18 protein-coding genes and 1 pseudogene are annotated in these 19,979 nt (G+C 61.3%); 13 read left to right on the forward strand and 6 right to left on the reverse strand.

From position 1 onward, the window contains the following. Positions 1-59: 59 nt before the first annotated feature. The 3 genes and pseudogenes from ALFI_RS06495 to ALFI_RS06505 all read left to right on the forward strand — a co-directional run bounded on the left by ALFI_RS06495 (position 60) and on the right by ALFI_RS06505 (position 5,389). On the forward strand, positions 60-2,366 hold the full coding sequence (locus ALFI_RS06495) for a glycoside hydrolase family 20 protein (protein ID WP_014775228.1): 2,307 nt from the start codon (positions 60-62) through the stop codon (positions 2,364-2,366). Between the two features lie 4 nt (positions 2,367-2,370). Next, positions 2,371-3,957: pseudogene (locus ALFI_RS06500) on the forward strand (sulfatase family protein). A gap of 28 nt (positions 3,958-3,985) precedes the next feature. Further along, the gene (locus ALFI_RS06505) at positions 3,986-5,389 is read left to right on the forward strand and encodes a sulfatase family protein (protein WP_014775229.1); all 1,404 of its coding nucleotides are present in this window, start codon (positions 3,986-3,988) and stop codon (positions 5,387-5,389) included. Between the two features lie 276 nt (positions 5,390-5,665). On the opposite strand, the gene ALFI_RS06510 is transcribed toward ALFI_RS06505, so the two are convergent. Next, a complete protein-coding gene (locus ALFI_RS06510; RefSeq protein ID WP_014775230.1) occupies positions 5,666-5,971 on the reverse strand; it encodes a DUF3467 domain-containing protein in 306 nt (101 codons plus the stop codon). Positions 5,972-6,164: 193 nt separating this feature from the next. On the opposite strand from ALFI_RS06510, the gene ALFI_RS06515 reads away from it, so the two are divergent. The 10 genes from ALFI_RS06515 (at position 6,165) to yidD (ending at position 14,512) form a co-directional block, all read left to right on the forward strand. After that, entirely contained in the window at positions 6,165-6,842 is a 678-nt protein-coding gene (locus tag ALFI_RS06515) for a LysE family translocator (RefSeq protein WP_014775231.1), read from the forward strand. After that, positions 6,829-7,527, forward strand: a complete 699-nt coding sequence (gene cmk, locus ALFI_RS06520) for a (d)CMP kinase (protein ID WP_014775232.1) — start codon at positions 6,829-6,831, stop codon at positions 7,525-7,527. The genes ALFI_RS06515 and cmk overlap by 14 nt, the downstream gene beginning before the upstream one ends. Positions 7,528-7,548: 21 nt before the next feature. After that, positions 7,549-8,427, forward strand: coding sequence for a 4-hydroxy-3-methylbut-2-enyl diphosphate reductase (locus ALFI_RS06525; RefSeq protein WP_014775233.1), 879 nt, complete (start codon positions 7,549-7,551; stop codon positions 8,425-8,427). Between the two features lie 131 nt (positions 8,428-8,558). Continuing rightward, positions 8,559-9,029, forward strand: coding sequence for a hypothetical protein (locus ALFI_RS06530; protein ID WP_014775234.1), 471 nt, complete (start codon positions 8,559-8,561; stop codon positions 9,027-9,029). Then, positions 9,022-10,686: a S41 family peptidase gene (locus ALFI_RS06535; RefSeq protein ID WP_014775235.1), complete on the forward strand. Its 1,665-nt coding sequence runs from the start codon at positions 9,022-9,024 to the stop codon at positions 10,684-10,686. The genes ALFI_RS06530 and ALFI_RS06535 overlap by 8 nt, the downstream gene beginning before the upstream one ends. Before the next feature lie 9 nt (positions 10,687-10,695). Beyond that, entirely contained in the window at positions 10,696-11,874 is a 1,179-nt protein-coding gene (locus tag ALFI_RS06540; protein WP_014775236.1) for a sensor histidine kinase, read from the forward strand. Further along, positions 11,871-13,022, forward strand: coding sequence for a DUF4271 domain-containing protein (locus tag ALFI_RS06545; RefSeq protein ID WP_014775237.1), 1,152 nt, complete (start codon positions 11,871-11,873; stop codon positions 13,020-13,022). Before ALFI_RS06540 ends, ALFI_RS06545 begins: the two co-directional genes overlap by 4 nt. Before the next feature lie 36 nt (positions 13,023-13,058). Beyond that, a complete protein-coding gene (locus tag ALFI_RS06550; protein WP_014775238.1) occupies positions 13,059-13,919 on the forward strand; it encodes a uroporphyrinogen-III synthase in 861 nt (286 codons plus the stop codon). Positions 13,920-13,926: 7 nt separating this feature from the next. Continuing rightward, on the forward strand, positions 13,927-14,295 hold the full coding sequence (locus tag ALFI_RS06555; RefSeq protein WP_009596868.1) for a ribonuclease P protein component: 369 nt from the start codon (positions 13,927-13,929) through the stop codon (positions 14,293-14,295). Beyond that, complete coding sequence (yidD, locus tag ALFI_RS06560) at positions 14,252-14,512, forward strand: membrane protein insertion efficiency factor YidD (RefSeq protein WP_014775239.1); 261 nt, start codon at positions 14,252-14,254, stop codon at positions 14,510-14,512. Before ALFI_RS06555 ends, yidD begins: the two co-directional genes overlap by 44 nt. A 221-nt stretch (positions 14,513-14,733) precedes the next feature. On the opposite strand, the gene ALFI_RS06565 is transcribed toward yidD, so the two are convergent. From ALFI_RS06565 to upp, 5 genes are all read right to left on the reverse strand, one after another. Further along, a complete protein-coding gene (locus ALFI_RS06565; protein WP_014775240.1) occupies positions 14,734-15,624 on the reverse strand; it encodes a cation diffusion facilitator family transporter in 891 nt (296 codons plus the stop codon). 6 nt (positions 15,625-15,630) lie between these two features. Next, positions 15,631-16,236 (reverse strand): response regulator transcription factor, encoded by a 606-nt coding sequence (locus ALFI_RS06570; protein ID WP_014775241.1) that lies wholly within the window; start codon positions 16,234-16,236, stop codon positions 15,631-15,633. Beyond that, positions 16,233-16,982: a hemerythrin domain-containing protein gene (locus ALFI_RS06575; RefSeq protein ID WP_014775242.1), complete on the reverse strand. Its 750-nt coding sequence runs from the start codon at positions 16,980-16,982 to the stop codon at positions 16,233-16,235. The genes ALFI_RS06570 and ALFI_RS06575 overlap by 4 nt, the downstream gene beginning before the upstream one ends. Positions 16,983-17,114: 132 nt before the next feature. After that, positions 17,115-18,896 carry an LTA synthase family protein gene (locus ALFI_RS06580; RefSeq protein ID WP_014775243.1) on the reverse strand — a complete coding sequence of 594 codons (1,782 nt, stop codon included), beginning with the start codon at positions 18,894-18,896 and terminating at the stop codon, positions 17,115-17,117. 415 nt (positions 18,897-19,311) lie between these two features. Then, complete coding sequence (gene upp / locus ALFI_RS06585) at positions 19,312-19,968, reverse strand: uracil phosphoribosyltransferase (RefSeq protein ID WP_014775244.1); 657 nt, start codon at positions 19,966-19,968, stop codon at positions 19,312-19,314. Positions 19,969-19,979: the final 11 nt, after the last annotated feature.

Consider the following 19,979-nt stretch of genomic DNA (forward strand, 5'->3'; position numbering starts at 1 on the left):
GTAAAACCGAATTTACGGGGAGGCGGTTTCTAATGACCACTTTCCTGAAAAACCGTGACATGAAATTTTCATTCCACCTGCTGCTGGCCTGCATCGCGCTCACGGCCTGCGGCGAGAGCGGCAAAACGACCGCCGATTACCGGATCGTGCCGTGCCCCGGCGAAATCGCGCCCGGCGACGGCGGCGATTTCGAACTGGACGCCCGCACCCGGATCGTATGCACCGGCGACAACGACGGCATGCGCGCCAATGCGGAGTTTCTCGCCGGATATGTCGAATCGGTCGTCGGCTCGGCCCCCGAAATCACCGGTCCGGACGGCCTTTGCGACGACGGCAGGGCAGTCATCCTGCGGGCCGACGCGCCGGGCAAAGGCGGCGAAGCGTACGAAATAGAGGTTTCCGAGAACCGCATCACCGTCAGCGGAGAGTCCGACGCCGGCGTGTTCTACGGCATCCAGACGCTCCGCAAGGCGATGGGCGCCGCAAAAGCAGCCAAAGTGCTTTTCCCGGCGGTCCGCATCGCCGACGAACCGTATCTGGGCTACCGGGGCGTGATGCTCGACGTGGGGCGCACGTTCTATCCCGTCGAAGAGGTGAAGCGGATCATCGATCTGGCGGCGCTGCACAACCTCAACGTCTTCCACTGGCACCTGACCGACGATCAGGGGTGGCGGATCGAGATCGACGCCTATCCCCGCCTGACGGAAACCGGGGCTTTCCGCCGCGACACGACGCTCGCAGGCGAGCCGGGCACCTTCGGCGGCTACTACACCAAACGGCAGATCCGCGACATCGTCGAGTATGCCGCACGCCGGTATATCGAGGTCGTTCCGGAGATCGACATGCCGGGCCACATGACGGCGGCGCTCGCCTCCTACCCCGAACTCGGATGCACGGGCGGCCCGTACGTCATCACCTCGCAGCCGGGCGTGCGCCGCGACATCCTCTGCGCGGGCAATCCCGCGGTCTTCGATTTCGTGGAAAAGGTCCTCGAAGAGGTGATCGGACTCTTCCCCTCGAAGTACATCCACATCGGGGGCGACGAATCGCCGCGCACGCGGTGGCGGGAGTGTCCCGAATGCCAGTCGCTGATCCGCAGGGCGGGGCTGAAAGCCGACACCCGCCACAGCGCCGAAGACAAGCTTCAGGGCTACTTCAACACCCGGATCGAGGAGTTCCTCGCACGCCACGGGCGGCGGCTGATCGGCTGGGACGAAATCGTGGACGGCGGCATGTCGCCCGACGCTACGGTCATGTCGTGGCGCGGAACGGCAGGCGGCATCCGGGCCGCCGACGAGGGTTTCGACGTCATCATGTCGCCCAACTCGTCGCTTTACTTCGACTATTACCAGTCGGCGAACATCGACACCGAACCGCCGACCATCGGCGGTTATATTCCGCTGAAAAAGGTCTACGACACCGAACCCGTTCCCGAAGAGCTGACGCCGGAGCAGGCCCGTCACATTATCGGCGTGCAGGCCAACGTGTGGACGACCTACATGCGGACCGATACGATTCTGGAACACATGCTGCTGCCCCGGCTGGCGGCGCTCGCGGAAAGGGCGTGGTCGGACAGGGAGAAGGATTTCACGGACTTCATGGAGCGGCTCGACCGGCTCGTCGGGTTCTACGACCGCGACGGCTACAGCCACTTCCCCTATTTCTACGACATAACCGGCGCCTTCACCGCGGATTACGGCCGCAAGGCGGTGGGGATGACCCTTTCGTCGCTGCCCGGAGCGGACATCCGCTACACGCTGGACGGCAGCGAGCCGACGGAAGAGTCGCCCCTCTGCACCGACACGGTGTGGATCGGATCGCCGACGGCGGTCCGGGCGGTCGCCGTCCTGCCCGACGGACGGCGCAGCGAACCCTTCCGCGAGGAGGTGACTTTCAACAAGGCCACCATGAAGCCGATCCGGCTGCTGACCGCTCCGCATCCCAAATACGCGGCCGCCGCGCTCAACGACGGCCTGCGGGGCAAGCGGGTCTTCACCTACGGCAACTGGGCGGGCTGGCAGGACGACGACATGGAGGCCGTGATCGACCTCGGACGGCAGGAGGAGATCGCGCAGGTGGCGTTCAACGCCCTGCTGGACTACGGGTCGCACATCATGGACGCCGCAGGAGCGAAGGTATGGGTTTCGGACGACGGCGAAACATTCCGCGAGGTATACGGCGAGCACTATCCGGAAATTCCTTACGGTGCCGTCAAACGCATTTTGCGCCACGAAGCGAACTTCTCCCCGGCGCTCCGGGCCCGCTACGTGAAACTGCGGGTCATGCGCTCCAAACAGCTTCCCGAAGCTTATTTCGACCGGAATCTGCGTCCGTTTCTGTTTATCGACGAAATTTACGTATATTAGCAGTATGGATACACGCGGATTCAAATTATGCGCGGCCGCCGTCGGAATTCTCCCCGTGACCGCAGGATGCACGGACCGAGCGCCGCAGGAGCATCCCAATATTCTCTTCATTCTCTCGGACGACCACACCTCGCAGAGCTGGGGCATTTACGGCGGCATTCTGGCGCCGTACGCCGCCAACGACAACATCGCCCGCCTTGCCGCCGAAGGGTGCGTGCTGGACAACGCGTTCTGCACCAACTCGATCTCGGTGCCGAGCCGGGCCGCGATCCTCACCGGGCAGTACAGCCACCTGAACGGCGTCTACACGCTCGACGACGCACTGCGCCCCGAACAGGACAACATCGCCAAGCGGCTGCAGCAGGCCGGCTACCGGACGGCGCTGGTCGGCAAATGACATCTGAAAAAGGAACTGGCGGGATTCGACTATTACAGCGTTTTCCACGATCAGGGCACCTACCGCGACCCGGTATTCAAGACGGCCGAAAACTGGATGGACGACGACAAGGGCGTAGGCGGTGCGGTGGAAAAGGGATTCTCGACCGATCTGGTGACCGACAAGGCGATCCGCTGGATCAAAGAGCGGGACCGGACGAAGCCCTTTTCGGTGTTCTGCCACTTCAAGGCCACGCACGAACCGTGCGATTTCCCGGAGCGGTTCGCGCACCTTTACGACGGCGTGAGGTTCCCCGAACCGGAAAACCTGCTCGAATTCGGCCCCGCGAAGTCGGGCCGCACGTTCGCGGGCCAGCCGCTCGAAACGATGGCATGGCGCTGGAACAAGGCCTACACCGATCCGGAGAACTGGTGGACCTACTACCCCGAACTGCCTTTCTGCGGCGTCGAGGGCGATTCGGTCGCCAACCGCCGGGCCATCTATCAGAAGCTCGTCCGCGACTACCCGCGCTGCGCCGCGGCGATCGACGACAACATCGGCCGTCTGCTCCGCACGCTCGACGAAGAGGGGCTGGCGGAGAATACGGTCGTGATCTACGTCTCGGATCAGGGTTACTTCCTCGGAGAGCACGGATTCTTCGACAAGCGGATCATGTACGAGGAACCGCTGCGCATGCCCTTCGTGATCCGCTACCCGAAGGAGATTCCGGCCGGAACCCGCAACGGGGACATCGTCACCAACGTCGATTTCGCATCGCTGCTGGCCGACTATGCCGGAGCCGAACCGCCGCAGCAGGCGCAGGGCCGCAGTTTCCGGAGCAACCTCGCGGGCGACACGCCGCAGGAGTGGCCCCGCAGCATGTATTACCGTTACTGGACCCAGCACGAAATACGCCCGGCGCACATGGGCATCCGCAACGACCGTTACAAGCTGATCTTCTTCTACGGCGACCGGCTCGGCATGACCGGCTCGGACGACTGCGTCTCGACGCCCTCGTGGGAGTTCTACGACCTCCGGACCGATCCGCACGAGAACCGGAACCAGTACGGCAACCCGGCCTATACGGAAGTGATCGGAGCGATGAAACGCGAGATGCTCGAACTGCGCCGACAATACAAGGACACCGACGAAGGGTCGGCGCGCATGCGGGAGATCATGGAGACCCATTACGCCCCCGAAAGCGCAAAACACTAACCGTCAGGATTAAAAAACAAAACCGAACATGAAATACCTACCCATTCTGCCGGCGGCCGCGGCCGCCGCAGGGATCGTCTCGTGCGGCACGGAGCCGAAACAACCCGATTACGTCAATTTCATCCTCATCAACCTCGACGACGCCGGAAACGGAGACTTCTCCTTCTCCGGAGCCTTGGGCTACAAAACCCCGAACATCGACCGGCTGGCCCTCGAAGGGATGCGGTACACCAACTTCTACGCCGCGCAGCCCATCAGCGGCGCATCCCGCGCAGGACTGCTCACGGGGTGCTACCCCAACCGCATCGGCTTCGCCCATGCGCCCAATCCGGGCTGCCCCTACGGCATCAGCGACGAGGAGGAGACCATCGCCGAAGTGCTCAAGAAACGCGACTACGCCACGGCGATCTTCGGCAAATGGCACCTCGGCGACGCCAAGAAGTTCCTGCCTCTGCAGCACGGGTTCGACGAGTGGTACGGACTGCCCTACTCGAACGACATGTGGCCCTACCACCCCAAGTGGAAATTCCCCGACCTGCCGACCTACGAAGGCAACGAGATACTGGGCTACAACCTCGACCAGACCACGCTCACCACGGACTATACCGAACGAAGCGTGAAGTTCATCCGCGAGAACAGGGAGCGCCCCTTCTTCCTCTATCTGGCCCACTCGATGCCGCACGTGCCGCTGGCCGTCTCGGACAAATTCAAGGGCAAAAGCGAACAGGGGCTTTACGGCGACGTGATGATGGAGCTGGACTGGAGCGTCGGCGAGGTGCTCCGGACGCTCGAAGAGCTGGGGCTGGAGCGCAATACGCTGGTGATCTTCACCTCGGACAACGGTCCGTGGATCGCCTACGGCAACCATGCCGGATCGACCGGAGGCCTGCGCGAAGCCAAGGCCACGACCTTCAACGGAGGACTCCGCGTGCCGCTTATCGCCCGCTGGAAAGGGACGATACCCGCGGGTACGGTCTGCGAACGGCTGGCCTCGAACATCGACCTGCTGCCGACCTTCGCCCAGATCGCCCAAGCGCCGCTGCCCGCACACAAGATCGACGGCGTGAGCATGCTGCCGCTGCTCGAAGACCCCGACGCGGCGCCGGTCCGCGACGCGCTCTGTCTCTATTATCAGGACAACAGTCTCGAAGCCGTGACCGACGGCACCTATAAATTGATTTTCCCGCACGACTACCTCGCCTACGGGACGCCCGGCGACGACGGCATGCCCGGCGAGATGATCCCACGCCGTGTCGAGGAAAAGGAGCTGTACGACATGCGGCGCGATCCGGGCGAACGCTGCAACGTGCTGTCGCAGCACCCCGAAATCGCTGAAAAACTGGAAGCGGTCGCCGAACGGTACCGTGCGGAGCTGGGCGACGACCTGACGGGCTGCGAAGGCACCGGACGGCGCAAGCCGGGATACAGATAATCCCGGCAACGACGGCCGGCAGAAACCGTCCCGGAGAGAGGCCGGGCAACGCGAATCCCGCGAAACAGCCCGGTCCGCCAAACAGCCGACTTGCCGGATACGCCCGGACGGTTTTTACCGGACCGGAGCGCTTTCCGCACCATCATCCGTCCCGAACCGCCCCGGACCGAACGGCTATCCGAACCGCACGGACAACCGGATTGCACGCCGGCCGGACCGAGACACGCCTTCGGACAAAAACAAAGGGCGCTGCATGTCAGCGCCCTCATTTATCTTTTAAGCCTCGCCCATCTTCGGTCCCGTCTCGGAAGCCGGCGAAGGGGTCGGAATCTCGATCTTGCCCACGTTGCTCTCGTAGCGGACGATGTTTTCCTGCAGCGAACGCAACAGCCGTTTGGCATGTTCAGGCGTAAGGATGATGCGGCTTTTGACACGCGCCTTCTGCACGCCGGGCAGCACCGCGGCGAAGTCGATGATGAACTCCGAGGTGGAGTGGGAGATGATCGCCAGATTCGAATAGTTGCCCTGAGCGATCGTATCGTCGAGTTCGAGGTCGATCCCGAATTGTTTCATTTCTGCCATAGGCCCGATTGTTGTTTATGCAAAAATACTGACTAACAAGTACCGATATACAACTATGCGGCCAAAGTTTTCGATATTTTATCAACATATCGGCCATTTCAGACAATCCGGCGCGCCCTTTTTTTGCCTCCCTTTGGCGGATGTCCGAGGTTTTTAGTATCTTTGCTCACTGAAAACTCCGCAACAAGCGAAAATGGGATTTGAATTTCTGGACGTTATGTTCCGCGGCATCTGCGTGGGTGTCGCCGCATCGATCACCGTCGGCCCCGTAGCCGTGCTCTGCATCCAGCGCACGCTGTCGAAAAGCCGCCGTTCGGGGATCGTATCGGGTTTGGGCGTCGCCTGCGCCGACACTTTCATGGCCATGGCGGCGCTGTTCTTCTATTCGATGCTCCAGACCCAGATCGAGCAGTACAACACGCTGCTGCGCGTGATCGGCGGCATCTTCGTGGTGATCGTCGGCGTCTACATCTTCGCCCAGAACCCCGTCCCCCAGATCCGCCGCAACCGCGCGGGCAAAACCTCGCTGTGGCAGGATTTCGCCTCGATCTTCGGGCTTACGATCGCCAACTTCATCATGGTCATCCCCTATATCCTCGCCTTCTTCGCCGTCTTCAAGATTTCGGGCGGCGACATCTCGCACGAGGGAGTGGGAGGATTCATCCGCGCGGCGTTCACCATCGCGGGATTCTTCGGCGGCGCCGCGGCATGGTGGACGATGCTGGCTTTCGTCATCAACCTCTTCCGCCGCCGTTTCCGCCCCCGCCACATGCTGACGATCAACCACGTCGCGGGCCTTATCATCGGCATACTGGGTATTTACACGATACTTTCAACATTCCTTGATATATTCCCCAATGTCGGATACTAAACACAAGATCATAATCGCCGTAGACGGATTCTCGTCGTGCGGAAAGAGCACGTTCGCCAAAGCCATCGCCCGGCGTCTGGGCTACATTTTCATCGACACGGGCGCCATGTACCGCGCCGTGACGCTCTATGCGCTCGAACACGGAGCGATCCGTTCGGGCATCGTCGACGAAGACGCGGTCGTCGGGCTGCTCGACCAAATTACGATCACGTTCCGGTTCAATCCCGAACGCGGCGCCAGCGACATCTACGTGAACGGCGATCTGGCGGAGGGCAAAATCCGGACGATCGAGGTCAGCAACTGCGTGAGCCAAGTGAGCGCCATTCCGGCCGTGCGCCGCAAGCTGGTGGCCATGCAGCAGGAGATGGGACGCCGCCGCGGCGTGGTGATGGACGGCCGCGACATCGGCACGGTGGTATTCCCCGACGCCGAACTGAAGATTTTCATGACGGCCGACCCCAAGGTGCGGGCCTGCCGCCGTTACGACGAACTGCGCGCCAAGGGCGACGACGTATCGCTGGAGGAGATCGAGCGCAATGTCCGCGAGCGCGACAAGGCCGACATGAGCCGTGCCATATCGCCCCTGCGGCAGGCCGACGACGCTGTCGTGCTGGACAACAGCTGCATGACGGTCGAGCAGCAGATGGCGTGGTTTATGACGGAATTGGAACGTATAAACAAATAAACGAGTCGGGCGAACGGCACGATGAAGGATTTGCGAATAGAAATCGACGATAAATCGGGCTTCTGCTTCGGCGTGGTCCGGGCCATTTCGGAGGCCGAGAAGGCCCTCGCAGGGGGAGAAACGGTCTATTCGCTGGGCGACATCGTCCACAACCGGATCGAAGTGCAGCGGCTCGAAAAGCTGGGACTGAGCACCGTGACCCATGCCGACATGCCCCGCCTGACGGGCCGCCGGCTCTTCATCAGGGCGCACGGGGAGCCGCCGACGACCTACGCACGGGCCGCGGAACTGGGCATCGAAGTGATCGACGCCACCTGCCCGGTAGTCGCCCGTCTGCAGGCCCGCGTCGTCAAGGCCCACGAACGGATGCGCCCGGCCGGAGGGCAGGTCGTGATCCTCGGAAAACGGGGCCACGCCGAAGTGGTCGGACTCACGGGGCAGGTCCCCGACCAAACGATCGTGGTCGAAGGGGAGGCGGACCTCAGTCAGATCGACTTCACGCGCCCGGTGTACTTCCTCTCGCAGACAACCCAAAGCATCGCCCTGTTCGAAACGCTGGGGGCCGAAATGCGCCGCCGGGCGGCCAATCCCGCCGACGTGCATATCGACGACACGATCTGCCGGCAGGTCTCCAGCCGCGAACAGCACCTGCAGGAGTTCGCACGGCGGTTCGACGCGGTGGTTTTCGTCTGCGGACGCAAATCGTCGAACGGCAGGGTGCTCTTCGAAGTGTGCCGCACGGCCAACCCCCGGACCTGCAACATCGAGGAAGCCGCGGAGATCGACCCCGCATGGTTCGAAGGCGCGGAATCGGTCGGCATATGCGGCGCCACCTCCACGCCCAAATGGCTCATGCAGGAGGTCGCCGACCGCATCGGGAAGATCGGAAAGGGAAAATAGATGACAGAACAGCCGCCTGCGGCAAGGCCCCTCAAGAGGGGAGGACGGCAAAATTACAAACGACGCCAACGGCGGCGACCACGACCGGCCAAAGGCGCTGCAACGATACGAATCCAACAAAAACTGCTGTTATGAAATACTTCATCCGCTCGTTAAAATATTTCGTCGCCTTGTGCGTTCTATGTGCAGCGATCATGGCGCTGAACCGGCTGTCGGGCTTCGCGACGCTGACGCTCGAAGAGACCTTCTACGTGATGTTCCATACCACGCGCGGCATGATGCTGCCCGCGGTAATCGTCCTGCTCGCAGCCTTCTACCCCAAATTCGGCTTCGTACAGCGTAAGGTCGAGGGCGACGTCGGGGAGAACCGTGAACAGATCGTAAACGCCTTCAAATCGGCAGGCTTTTCGCTTCGCACCGACGAGGACGGCGTAATGACGTTCCGCGCCGACGGCCTGCTGCGCAAGCTGACGCTGCTGGGAGAAGACGAGATAAAAGTTTCACAGTACGGACAGTGGATCCTGCTCGACGGCATACGCCGCGGCGTGGCCAGAGCCGGATACAAGCTGGATTCGTACATACAAATGACAAAACATGATTAGAAAAGGATACCGTTATCTGCTCACGGCCGCCGCTGCCGCTTCGGCGGCAGCCCTGCTGACCTTCGCCGCCCGCAACGACTTCGGGCTGGGGCGCAACATGGAGATTACGGTCAATATGATGCGCGAACTGTCGCTGAGCTATGTAGACCCGGTGGACCCCGACAAACTCATGGAAGGGGCCGCCGAAGGCATGGTCCGCGACCTCGATCCGTACACCGAATTCATCCCTGAGGAGCAAATGTCCGACTTCGAGCTGCTCACCACGGGCAAATACGGCGGCGTGGGATCGCTCATCCGCCAAAAGGGCGACTGGGTGAAGATCGCCCAGCCCTACAAGGGTTCGCCCGCCGACCGGGCCGGGCTGAAGATCGGCGACAAGATCCTCGCCATCGACGGCAAGGACGCCAAAGGCTTTACGACCGAGCAGGTCAGCTCCCGGCTCAAGGGGGAGCCGGGCAGCAAGGTCAAGGTGACCGTCGAGCACCTCGACGGCAGCACCGAGACCGTCACCCTGCAGCGCGAGCGCATCTCCATTCCGGGCGTGCCTTACACCGGCTGGGTGGCCGACGGCATCGGTTACATCCGTCACAGCGACTTTACCGAAGGGTGTTACGAAGACATGCGCGCAGCCGTCGAGAAGCTGCGCACCGGGGGAGAACTGAAGGGTCTGATCCTCGATTACCGCAGCAACGGCGGCGGCATCATGCAGGAGGCGATCAAGATTCTGGGCATGTTCGTTCCCAAAGGCACCGAGGTGGTAAGCACCAAAGGCCGTACGGAGGATTCGCGGCAGGTTTACCGCACCTCGTCGGAGCCGATCCTCCCCGACCTGCCGCTGGCGGTGCTCATCAACGGCAATTCGGCATCGGCGTCGGAGATCGTGACCGGCGCCTTGCAGGACCTCGACCGTGCGGTGGTCATCGGCCAGCGCAGCTACGGCAAGGGGCTTGTGCAATCGCCGCGGCCGCTGGGCTACAACGCCATGCTGAAGCTCACCACGGCCAAATACTACATCCCTTCGGGCCGCTGCATTCAGGCCATCGACTACTCCCACTCGCAGGAGGGTTCGGTAAAGGCCATACCCGACTCGCTCATCACCGAGTACCGGACCCGCGCCGGGCGCAAGGTCTACGACGGCGGGGGCATCATGCCCGACATCCGCACCGAACCCGAATACATCAGCCGCTTCGCGATGACGCTCTATGCGCTGGGATTCGTCGAGGATTTCGGCGACGACTACATGCGGCGTCATCCGGATCAACGGATCGACATCCGCAACTTCTCGATCACGGACCGGGATTACGCCGATTTCGCCGAATTCATGAAAGACAAGAAGGTGCCCTACGAATCGGACACCCGCCGCGCCCTCAAAGCGCTGAAAAAGGCCGCCGAGGACGACCGTTTCGCAGACCTCAAGGAGAAGTTCGACCGCGTCGAAGCCGAACTGAAGGACGACACGCAGACCAATCTGGAAACCTACCGCAAGGAGATCGTCGAGACGATCAACAACGACATCGTCATGCGCCACGGGTACTCCGAAGGGGTCATCGAACACTCGCTCAAAGACGATCCGGAGGTACTGCGCGCCACGGAGATACTCGGCGACGGCGCGGCATACACCCGCATCGTCACCGAGCAGGACACGCCGCGCAAATAACCGACAGCCATGAAGATCCGCCGCGACATATTCTCGTTCCGCAACCGCGTGGTGGTCATCATCGTGGGCATAGCCCTCGGCATGGTCTCGCTGCTCTACACCAACAACATGGCCAAGCGGCTCAAGGAGAAGGAGCAGCACGACGTGGCGTTGTGGGCGCACGCCATGGAGCGGGTCAACCGCGACGTGATGGGCGGTTCGATGGAGGACCCGCTCATTCAGGACATCGTCTCCAACGGCAACAACATCCCGTTCATCATCACCAACGAGAACCTCGAAGTGTTCCGGTCGCACCTGATTCCGGACAAGATCATCGACCACCCCGACCGTCTGCGCAGGATGATCGACAAACTGACGGAGGAGAATCCGCCGCGCACGGTGCGGTTCTGGTGGTCGAACGACCATTACCACATCATCTTTTACGGCCGCTCGGCGCTGCTCAAATCGCTCTACTACTTCCCGTACGTGCAGATTCTGGTCATCACGGCCTTCATCATGCTGGGATTCATCGCTTTCCGCTCATCGAAACACGACGAGCAGAACCGCGTATGGATCGGTCTGGCCAAAGAGACGGCCCACCAGCTGGGCACGCCGACCTCGTCGCTTCTGGGATGGATCGAATACCTGCGTTCGCAGGACGTGGATCAGGGAGCCGTCGAGGAGATGAACAAGGACCTCACGCACCTGATGAAGATCGTGGACCGCTTCTCGAAAATCGGCTCCGAGACGCCCCTCACGCCGGCCAATATCAACGAGATCGTGGGCGAATCGGTCATGTATTTCCGCAAACGCATCCCGCGCAACGTTACGCTCGACTACAACGGACTGGCCATCGCTCCGGTGCAGGCCAACATCAACGCCGCACTGTTCGAATGGGTCGTCGAAAACCTGATGAAAAACTCACTCGATGCCCTGCAGGGCCACGGCTCGATCGACGTACATATCTCGTCGGACGAGAAAAACGTGATGATCGACGTCAAAGACACGGGCAAAGGCATTCCCAAGAGCAACTGGAAACGCATCTTCGAACCGGGATTCACCACCAAGACCCGCGGCTGGGGTCTGGGACTTTCGCTCTCGCGCCGCATCGTCGAGGACTACCATCAGGGTAAAATCGCCGTCATCGAATCGGAAATCGGCAAAGGCACCACGATCCGCATCACGCTCAAACGCATCTTCGAAGGATGACCGCTCTGCTGACACATACCGCGCCGGTCCCGCTCCCCGCCATGCAGGAACCCGGCCCCGCGTCCGTACGCGAAGCCGCCGCTCCCGCTGCGCAGCAGGCTCCGGCCGACACATCGGCATCGGCACATGGCCGCGGCACGGACCGTTCTGCGGCCTATCCGTCCGCAGAAACCGCGGCGAATACCCCCGATACGGCCCAAGAGACGACACACGGCCTGTCCGGCACGGGCGATTCAGCCCGGAACATCACACCCCGAACCGCACTGCCGGCCGCCCCCGCCCCGGCGCAAGGCGCGGACTCGCTGGCGGCGGATACGCTGTATTCCGGGCCGCAGGCGGCTGACTCGCTGCCGTTCTTTTCGCTGGAAGGCCCGCTGCGGGGCACGGCCGACACGCTTTGGCGCGACGCGCCGGCTGAAGCGGTATTCGGTCCGGCATCGACCCTCGTTCCGGCCCGCGTCCTGCCGGCGGCCCCGGCTCCGTCCCTCACCGAAAACCCCGTCTTTCAGGGCTTCGTCCTGCTGCTCGCCGCAACCTACGCCATCCTGCTCTACCGCAATCTGGGCGACATACGGCTGCTGCTGACGCGCGTATCGCACGACACCGCCACGGGCAAACGCCTTATGGAGGATCCGGGCGGCAGCGGTTTTTCGCACTTCCTGAACGTCGCGACCGCCATCGGCATCCTCTTCGTGGGCGTCATGACCGTCAAATACGGCGATTCGCTGATTCCGGACAGCCTGATCGAAACGATTCCGCAGGGCGCCGTACTGGCCCTCAGCCTGCTGGCGACGTTTGCCTGTCTGTGCGTGGGGCTTTTCCAGCGGGGAGTCGTCCGGCTGGCCGGAGCCGTAACGCTCTCGCAGCCCTTCGTCTCGCAGCTGATACTGCTCAAACGCACCTATTTCACGCTGGGCGTCATCGTCACGATTCCCGCTCTGCTGCTCTTCGCATTGTGCCCGCGGGGCACGGGAGACGTGTGGTTCTGCATCATTGTCATCGAGTTGCTCGCAACGGTCTTCTTATATCTCAGAGAGACACTGAATCTGTTTCTTTCCAAAAAAATTTCGATTTTGCATTGGATTTTGTACCTTTGCATCGTGGAAATATTCCCAATCAGCCTCCTAGGGCTGCTTGCGGCAAGATGATTCAGTGATTGAAGAACAACATAAATTAGGTTAGAATTGAAAGTAAAAAAAGTATTGGTTTCGCAGCCGAGGCCTGCAATTATCGAGAAGTCCCCGTTCTACGAATTATCCGAGAAATACAAAGTAGAGATCGCCTATAAACCGTTTATCCGCGTAGTAGGCGTTTCGCTGAAAGAGTTCCGCGCACAACGGGTCGAAATACTGACGCACACGGCCGTAATTTTCACTTCGCGCACGACGGTAGACAGTTTCTTCCACATCTGCGAAGAGGCCCGCATCACGGTGCCCGAAACCATGAAATACATTTGCCAGACGGAAGCCGTTGCGCTCTATCTGCAAAAATACATCGTCTACCGCAAACGCAAGATTTCGTTTGCCGACGGCTCGTTCACCTCGTTCATCGAGCTGATCATCAAGCACAAGGACGAGAAGTTCCTGCTGGCGCTGAGCGAACCTCACAAACCTGAGCTTCCCGAAACGCTCGCCAAGCTCAAAATGTCGTTCGATCCGGCTATTCTGGCCCGTACGGTCGCTGCGGACATGGACGACATCGCGCTGACCGATTACGGCCTGCTGGCGCTCTACTCCCCGTCGGACGTCAAGACGCTGGTCGAGAAATTCAGCACGGAGAACCTGCCCGCCGTGGCTGTCTTCGGCGAAGGCACGCTGCGCGCCGCACTCGACGCCGGAATCACCGTACTGGCCAACGCCCCCACGCCCGAAGCCCCGTCGATGGTCAAGGCGATCGACATCTACCTGAACAAGGTGCAGAAAGGCGAGGAGATAGCCCCCGTCGAGTTGATTACCGACACGCAGAAAGAGGAGTTCATCCGCAGCCAACAGCACAAGCTGGCCAAGAAGAGCCGCGCACGCCGTCCTGCCGACCCCCGCAAATAATACGCTTATGCCCGACTGCTCGCTCCCCCGTACGGAACGGCTCCGCTCGCTCGGCGCCGTACGTCGGATGTTCGAGAGCGGCGAGAGCGGTTTTATCTTCCCGTTCCGGTACGTATGGTTCGCCGAAGCCGACGAAATACCTTCGGCCGAGGTGCTGTTCTCCGTACCCAAGAAGTTCCATAAAAGGGCCAATAAACGCAACCTGCTGCGCCGCCGCACCAAGGAGGCCTACCGGCTGCAAAAGCTGTTGCTGCACAACGGCCGGCCGGTCAATCTCGATCTGGCGCTGATCTACTCTTCGAAGGAGGAGTTGTCCTATAAAACGATCTCAAATGCAGTCCGGCGAATTCTGGAAACGGTCGCGGAGCATCTTTAAGCGTATCTGCGCCCTGCCGCTGATCGCACTGGTGAAGTTCTACCAGCTCTGCATCTCGCCTTTCACACCCCCGTCGTGCCGGTTTACGCCGACCTGCTCGCAGTACGCGCTGGAAGCCCTGCGCAAACACGGTCTGCTGAAAGGCTCGTGGCTCACCCTGCGACGGCTGTCGCGCTGTCACCCGTGGGGCGGCAGCGGATACGATCCGGTGCCCTGAAATGGTCCGGCGCCCAAAAATGATCCGGCAACCAGAAGCGGACCGTTACTCTGAAATGGGCCTGCAACCTGAAATAGGCCTGCACCCTGAAGCATAACCTTTCGGCAGATGACGTTCCGGCACGTCGAAGCACACATGAAAAATCCGACCCTTTTCGGGCCGGATTTTATTTTGAGAATGCGAAGCCGGGGATTTGAAAGGCAGAGCCGTCTGCGAATCCGTCAGTCGCTGAAATCGCAGCAGTTCTCGGCGACCGATTCGAATTCGAGCGTCGCATGGTGCACGCCGGCCCCGTCGAGCCGGGTTTTAAGCTCCCGTTTCACCGCTTCCAGCCGGGGCAGGTCCGTGAGCACGACATGCGCCGTAAGGGCGTTTTCGGTCGTGCTGATGGCCCAGACATGGATATGATGCACGGCTTCGACGCCCGGCACGGCGGTCATCGTCCGTTCCAGCTCGTCCACCCGGATTCCGTCGGGCACGCCGTCGAGCGAAAGCCGCAGGCTGGCGCGCGTAAGCGACCAGACCGAAGCCACGATCACCGCGGCAACGACCAGCCCCACAATCGGGTCCACGATCGTCCAGCCCGTCCACGAGATCACGAGTCCCGACACCAGCACTCCGACCGACACCAACGCATCGGCGGCCATATGGAGATATGCACCCTTGACGTTCAGGTCTTTGTCCTTGTCCTTCATGAAGAGCCACGCCGTGAATCCGTTTATCGCCACGCCGACGCCCGCCGTCCATGCGATCGCGCCGCCCTCGATGGGCGCCGGGTGCATCATCCGGCCGATACTCTCGGCGACGATCACCCCCACGGCGATCAGCAGGATCACCGAATTGAGCAGCGAGATAAGCACCGTACTCTTCTTGTAGCCATAGGTATAGCGCGGCGTGGCATGCGCCTGCGCGAGACGGAAAGCGAGCATCGCCAGCAGCAGGCTCGCCACATCCGAAAGGTTGTGCCCGGCGTCGGACAGCAGTCCCATCGACCCGTAATAGAGTCCGACGGCGAATTCGACGACGACGAACGCCACGTTGAGCGTGATGCCGAGGATAAAAGCCTTGTTGAGCGACGAGACCGTATGGTCGTGATGGTGGTCGTGTCCCATGATCGTTTATATTTCGGTGATCGTATCCCGGATTTCCGAGAGATCGACCAGTTTGTTGACAATGGCGTAGATCGTCAGGCCCGCCGGGGAGTGGATCTGCAGTTTGGCCACGATATTGCGGCGGTGCGTGATGACCGTATGGGTCGAAATGCAGAGCGTATCGGCGATCTGCTTGTTGCTCATGCCCTTGACGATGCAGACGACGATTTCGCGCTCGCGGACGCTCAGCGGCTCCTGACGCTCCTCGCGGGGCGACTCATCGGCCGGCTGTACGATTTTGCGGCGCACGCAGTCCTCTGAATCGTAGATCGAAAGGACCTCGTCGTAGGCGCCGAGCGTCACGGCGTCGGTCATCGCCAGCTGCAGGGCGACGCACCGCATGCCCTCGCATCCGGTCTGCGCCCGCAGCTGCTGCGGCGTACAGAGTCCCAGCGACGCGGGATTGACGATCAACACGTCGGGCCGGTGGCGCGAAAGCTGCGCGACAAGCTGCGAGATATCCCCGATTTCGAGAATATCGACGTTCGCCGCAGGCATCCGGTGCAGCAGGGCGATAATGCCGCAGCGCAGTATAGCCGAAGATTCGGCGACGGCGAGTTTCAGCGCCTTCATCGGACGCCTCCTTTCGCACCGGACGACCGTTTCCGCGCCCCCTCCCCGGACCGGACGTCGTCCGGAGTCTCCCCGGCCTCCTCCAGCCGTTTGATGGCCGGAATGAACAGACGGTCTTCGATGTCGTTGTGCGAAGCCAGATCGCGTTCGCAGGTGAAGATGTCAAAAAGCACGCCGTTCAGCTCGTTGGTGCTTCCCGAAGGATAATAACGGATGATGATGCGCTTCAGTTCGGCGAGCTTGGCCTCGACCTGATCGTGATGACGGCGGAAAACGTCGATCGAATACCCTTCGGGACGCTCTCCGGCAAGCAGGGCTTCGACATAGGGGAAAACCTTGCGCTCCTCGTAATCCATATGCTTGTGCACCTCGGCGACATACTCGTCGAAGAAGCGCAGGATGGCGAAGGCCACGTCGTTGCGGCTGCAGTCGATGGCCTCGATCAGCTTGCGGCGAATGCCCGGCAGCCGGAAATCGAGGAAATAGTCGTGGGAATTGCGCAGATAGCCCACCAGCGCTCCGACCGAAACAGCGCCGGGATCGGGAGCTTCTCCGTCGATATGCGTATTGACCACGGTCAGGAACGTCCCGGTATCGACCCCGCTGTCGCGGCAGACTTCGCCGATCGTCTTGTCGCCGAAGCCCAGCGCGATGCCGAAACGGCTCATGACAAGCAGTACGGGGTAGCGGTCGCAGACCAGATCGCACATGCGGTCGTCGGCATCGTATCGTCCAATTCTATACATAAGATTCTCAATATCTGCAAAATTAACGATTCATGTCAGGTCCCGCAATACCTAATTTCAGGTATTTTACCGGCCGTCAGCGGTTTCCGATGTCGGTATAGGTGGTTTGCAGCATCGTACGGCCCACGTCCATCAGGGCGGGAGATGTCTCTGAAACCGCTTTCCCGCTCGTGGCGTCCCAGACGGCTTCTCCCGAAGCATCGACCACGCCGAAGCCGTCGTTGAAGGTGTAGTACGCGAACTTGCGGGGGGGGTCGGGGCGAAAATATCCTTGCTGTAGTCGAAATCGTCGTGCGCGACCTCCAGCTGACCGAGGATCGTGGCGCAGATGTCGATCTGCGAAGCGTACTCCTCGACCACGCGCGGCCCGGCGACGGCGCCGCCCGTCCAGATCATCGGGATGCGGTGGCGCAGCGGCTCGTTGTAGGACAGACTGCGCGGCCACGGGTAGCCGTGGTCAGCGACCAGCACGACGAGCAGGTCGTCCCATGCGGGCGAAGCCCTGAGTTTGTCGATCATGCGGCCGACGCAGTCGTCGGCGAAGGCGAAGGCGTTCAGCTCCCTGTCGTCGAACCTGCTGAACGGCACGTCGAACGGCCGGTGGCTGCTCAGGGTCAGCAGTCCCGCCAGAAACGGCTCTCCCGTCCCGCTCTGCGCGATCACGCGGTCGGCGAACCAGTCGCACATCACCGCATCGTCATACCCCCAGTCGGAGGGCGGCGTATCGAACCGAAGGTCCCTCTGCCAGACGAGCTGCTGCCAGCCCGTGGCATACATGTAGGAGGCCTGATTGGTGAAATTGAGATCGCCGCCGTAGACGAAACTCGTGGCGTAGCCCTCGCGGGCCAGCGACCGGGCCAACGACGGCAGGCTGCGGCTCTTGGCCGGAAGCTTCATGATCGACATGCGCGTCTGGGCCGGAAATCCGCTCAGCACCGCCACTTCGCCGCGGTCGGTGCGGAACGAATTGGCGAAAAAGTTCTCGAACCAGACGCCTTCGTCCCGCAACCGCCGCATATTGGGCATGACGGGCCGGCCGTCGACGTCGGCATCCATGACCGTGCGGGCGAAACTCTCCAGAATAACCACCACGACATTGGGACGGGTCTTCGTGAGCACGCGTTCCGAAGGTCCGGACGCAGGGCCGTTGCCGCGCAGGGCGTCGAATTTCGCCGCGCGCGTCTCTTCGTCAAAGAAGGGGTATTCCGAAGCATAGTCGGTATGGTCGCCGAGCGTCGTCAGAAACGAAAAGACGGGATTCGTCGCCGCATGGTTCAGGAACATGTTCGAGCTGAAATAGACTTTCGAGACATTGGCGACCGATGCCCCCGTACCGCCGCGGATCGCCAGAAAATCGCAGCCCGCAAGCAGCAGCAGGCCGAAGCTCCACGGCAGTGCGGCGCGCCGGCGCAGGGGTTCGCCGTCGAAAAGCCCCACCACGCGGCGGTAGGTCCAGATCATCAGCGCGGCATAGGCGGCGGCCAGAAGCGTCTGCCGCACGCCGAGCCAGAAATCGACGCTCGCCATGGCCTCCTTCGGATCGGCAAGGTAGATCAGGACCGTCGAATCGAGCCGGAATCCCCAATGCCGGTACAGTTCGACGTCCACGGCGAAGATCGCGGCCGTCAGGACGGCGATCAGCACGAAGTAAACGTTCAGCACGCGCCGCCATATCCGTTCGGGAAGCCGCACCCAGAGCGACGCGAGCGTCAGCAGCAGCGGCAGGGCGGCAACATATCCCGCGACGGTGCTGTCGAGCGTCAGGCCGTGCCACACCACGCCGAGCCACTCCCCCGCGGAAGCCTGCGCCGCATCCGCGGCATAGTAGGCCAGAAAAACGGGTTTCTGCACCGCCATCAGCAGAACGGTCGCGCAGAACACCCCGAAAACAAAAGCCAGTTTCTTCTTTACCATACGAGCAAAATAATGCACATATACGCCGGGAGCGATACCGCTCCGCAGCCGGGCAGGACGCCGCGGCGCATACTGCAACCGCAATCCCCCTTCCTAAGGAGATTCCGCCGCCGGGAAATCCGGTCCGGAACCGTTCGATCCGGGAAATCGTCCTGCGGAAAAGTCCTCCGCTCGAAAAATCCGGTCCGGAAATCCGTCCTGCCGGGAGCAACCATCCGCCGGAATCGTCCAAACCGGGAACCGTTCATCCGGAAAATAATCCGCCCGAAAAGTCCGGTTCGGGAAGTCGTTCGGCCGCAGGAATCACCCCTTCCGGATTATCCGGCCGAAAAGTCGTTCAGAGCGGACAGGCATTCAGTCTGCGAATCACCCGTCCAAAAACACCCGGCCCGGAAAACCGCATGCCGGGCACTCCCTAAATCTTCTCGCCGTAGGCCAGATCGCCGGCATCGCCGATGCCCGGAACGATGTAGGAACGCGAAGTCAGCTCCTCATCGACGGCCGCGGCCCAGATCGTCGTGGCCTGACGCGGCATGTTCTTACTCACGTAGTCGATGCCCTGCTCGCTGGCGATGACGGCCGCGACATGCGTATATTTGGGCGTGCCGCCCTTTTCACACAACGCATTGTAGGCCAGCACGAGCGAGGAGCCGGTCGCCAGCATCGGATCAACCAGCAGCAGGACCTTGTCTTCGAGGTCGCCGCACGAGATATACTCCACCTTAACGGTGAACTTACCGTCTTTCGTACTTTTACGGTAGGCCGAAACAAACGCGTTCTCCGCATCGTCGAAGTAATTCAGAAAACCCTGATGGTAGGGAAGACCGGCCCGCAGAATCGTCGCCACGACGATCCGGTCATCGATCGTCTCGACGGTCGCTTCGCCCAGCGGAGTCTCGACCACGCGGGGCGTATAGGACAGCTCTTTCGAAATCTCGTACGCCGTGATTTCGCCGATACGCTCCAGATTGCGGCGGAAACGCATCGAGTCGGTCTGAATCGACTTGTCGCGGATCTGCGCGATGAATTTGTTGAGAACGGTGTTCTGACTGTTCAGAATATGCAAGGTCATATGGGTATGAG

Origin of the sequence: Alistipes finegoldii DSM 17242, assembly GCF_000265365.1 — a bacterium.
In the GTDB taxonomy this organism is placed as follows: domain Bacteria; phylum Bacteroidota; class Bacteroidia; order Bacteroidales; family Rikenellaceae; genus Alistipes; species Alistipes finegoldii.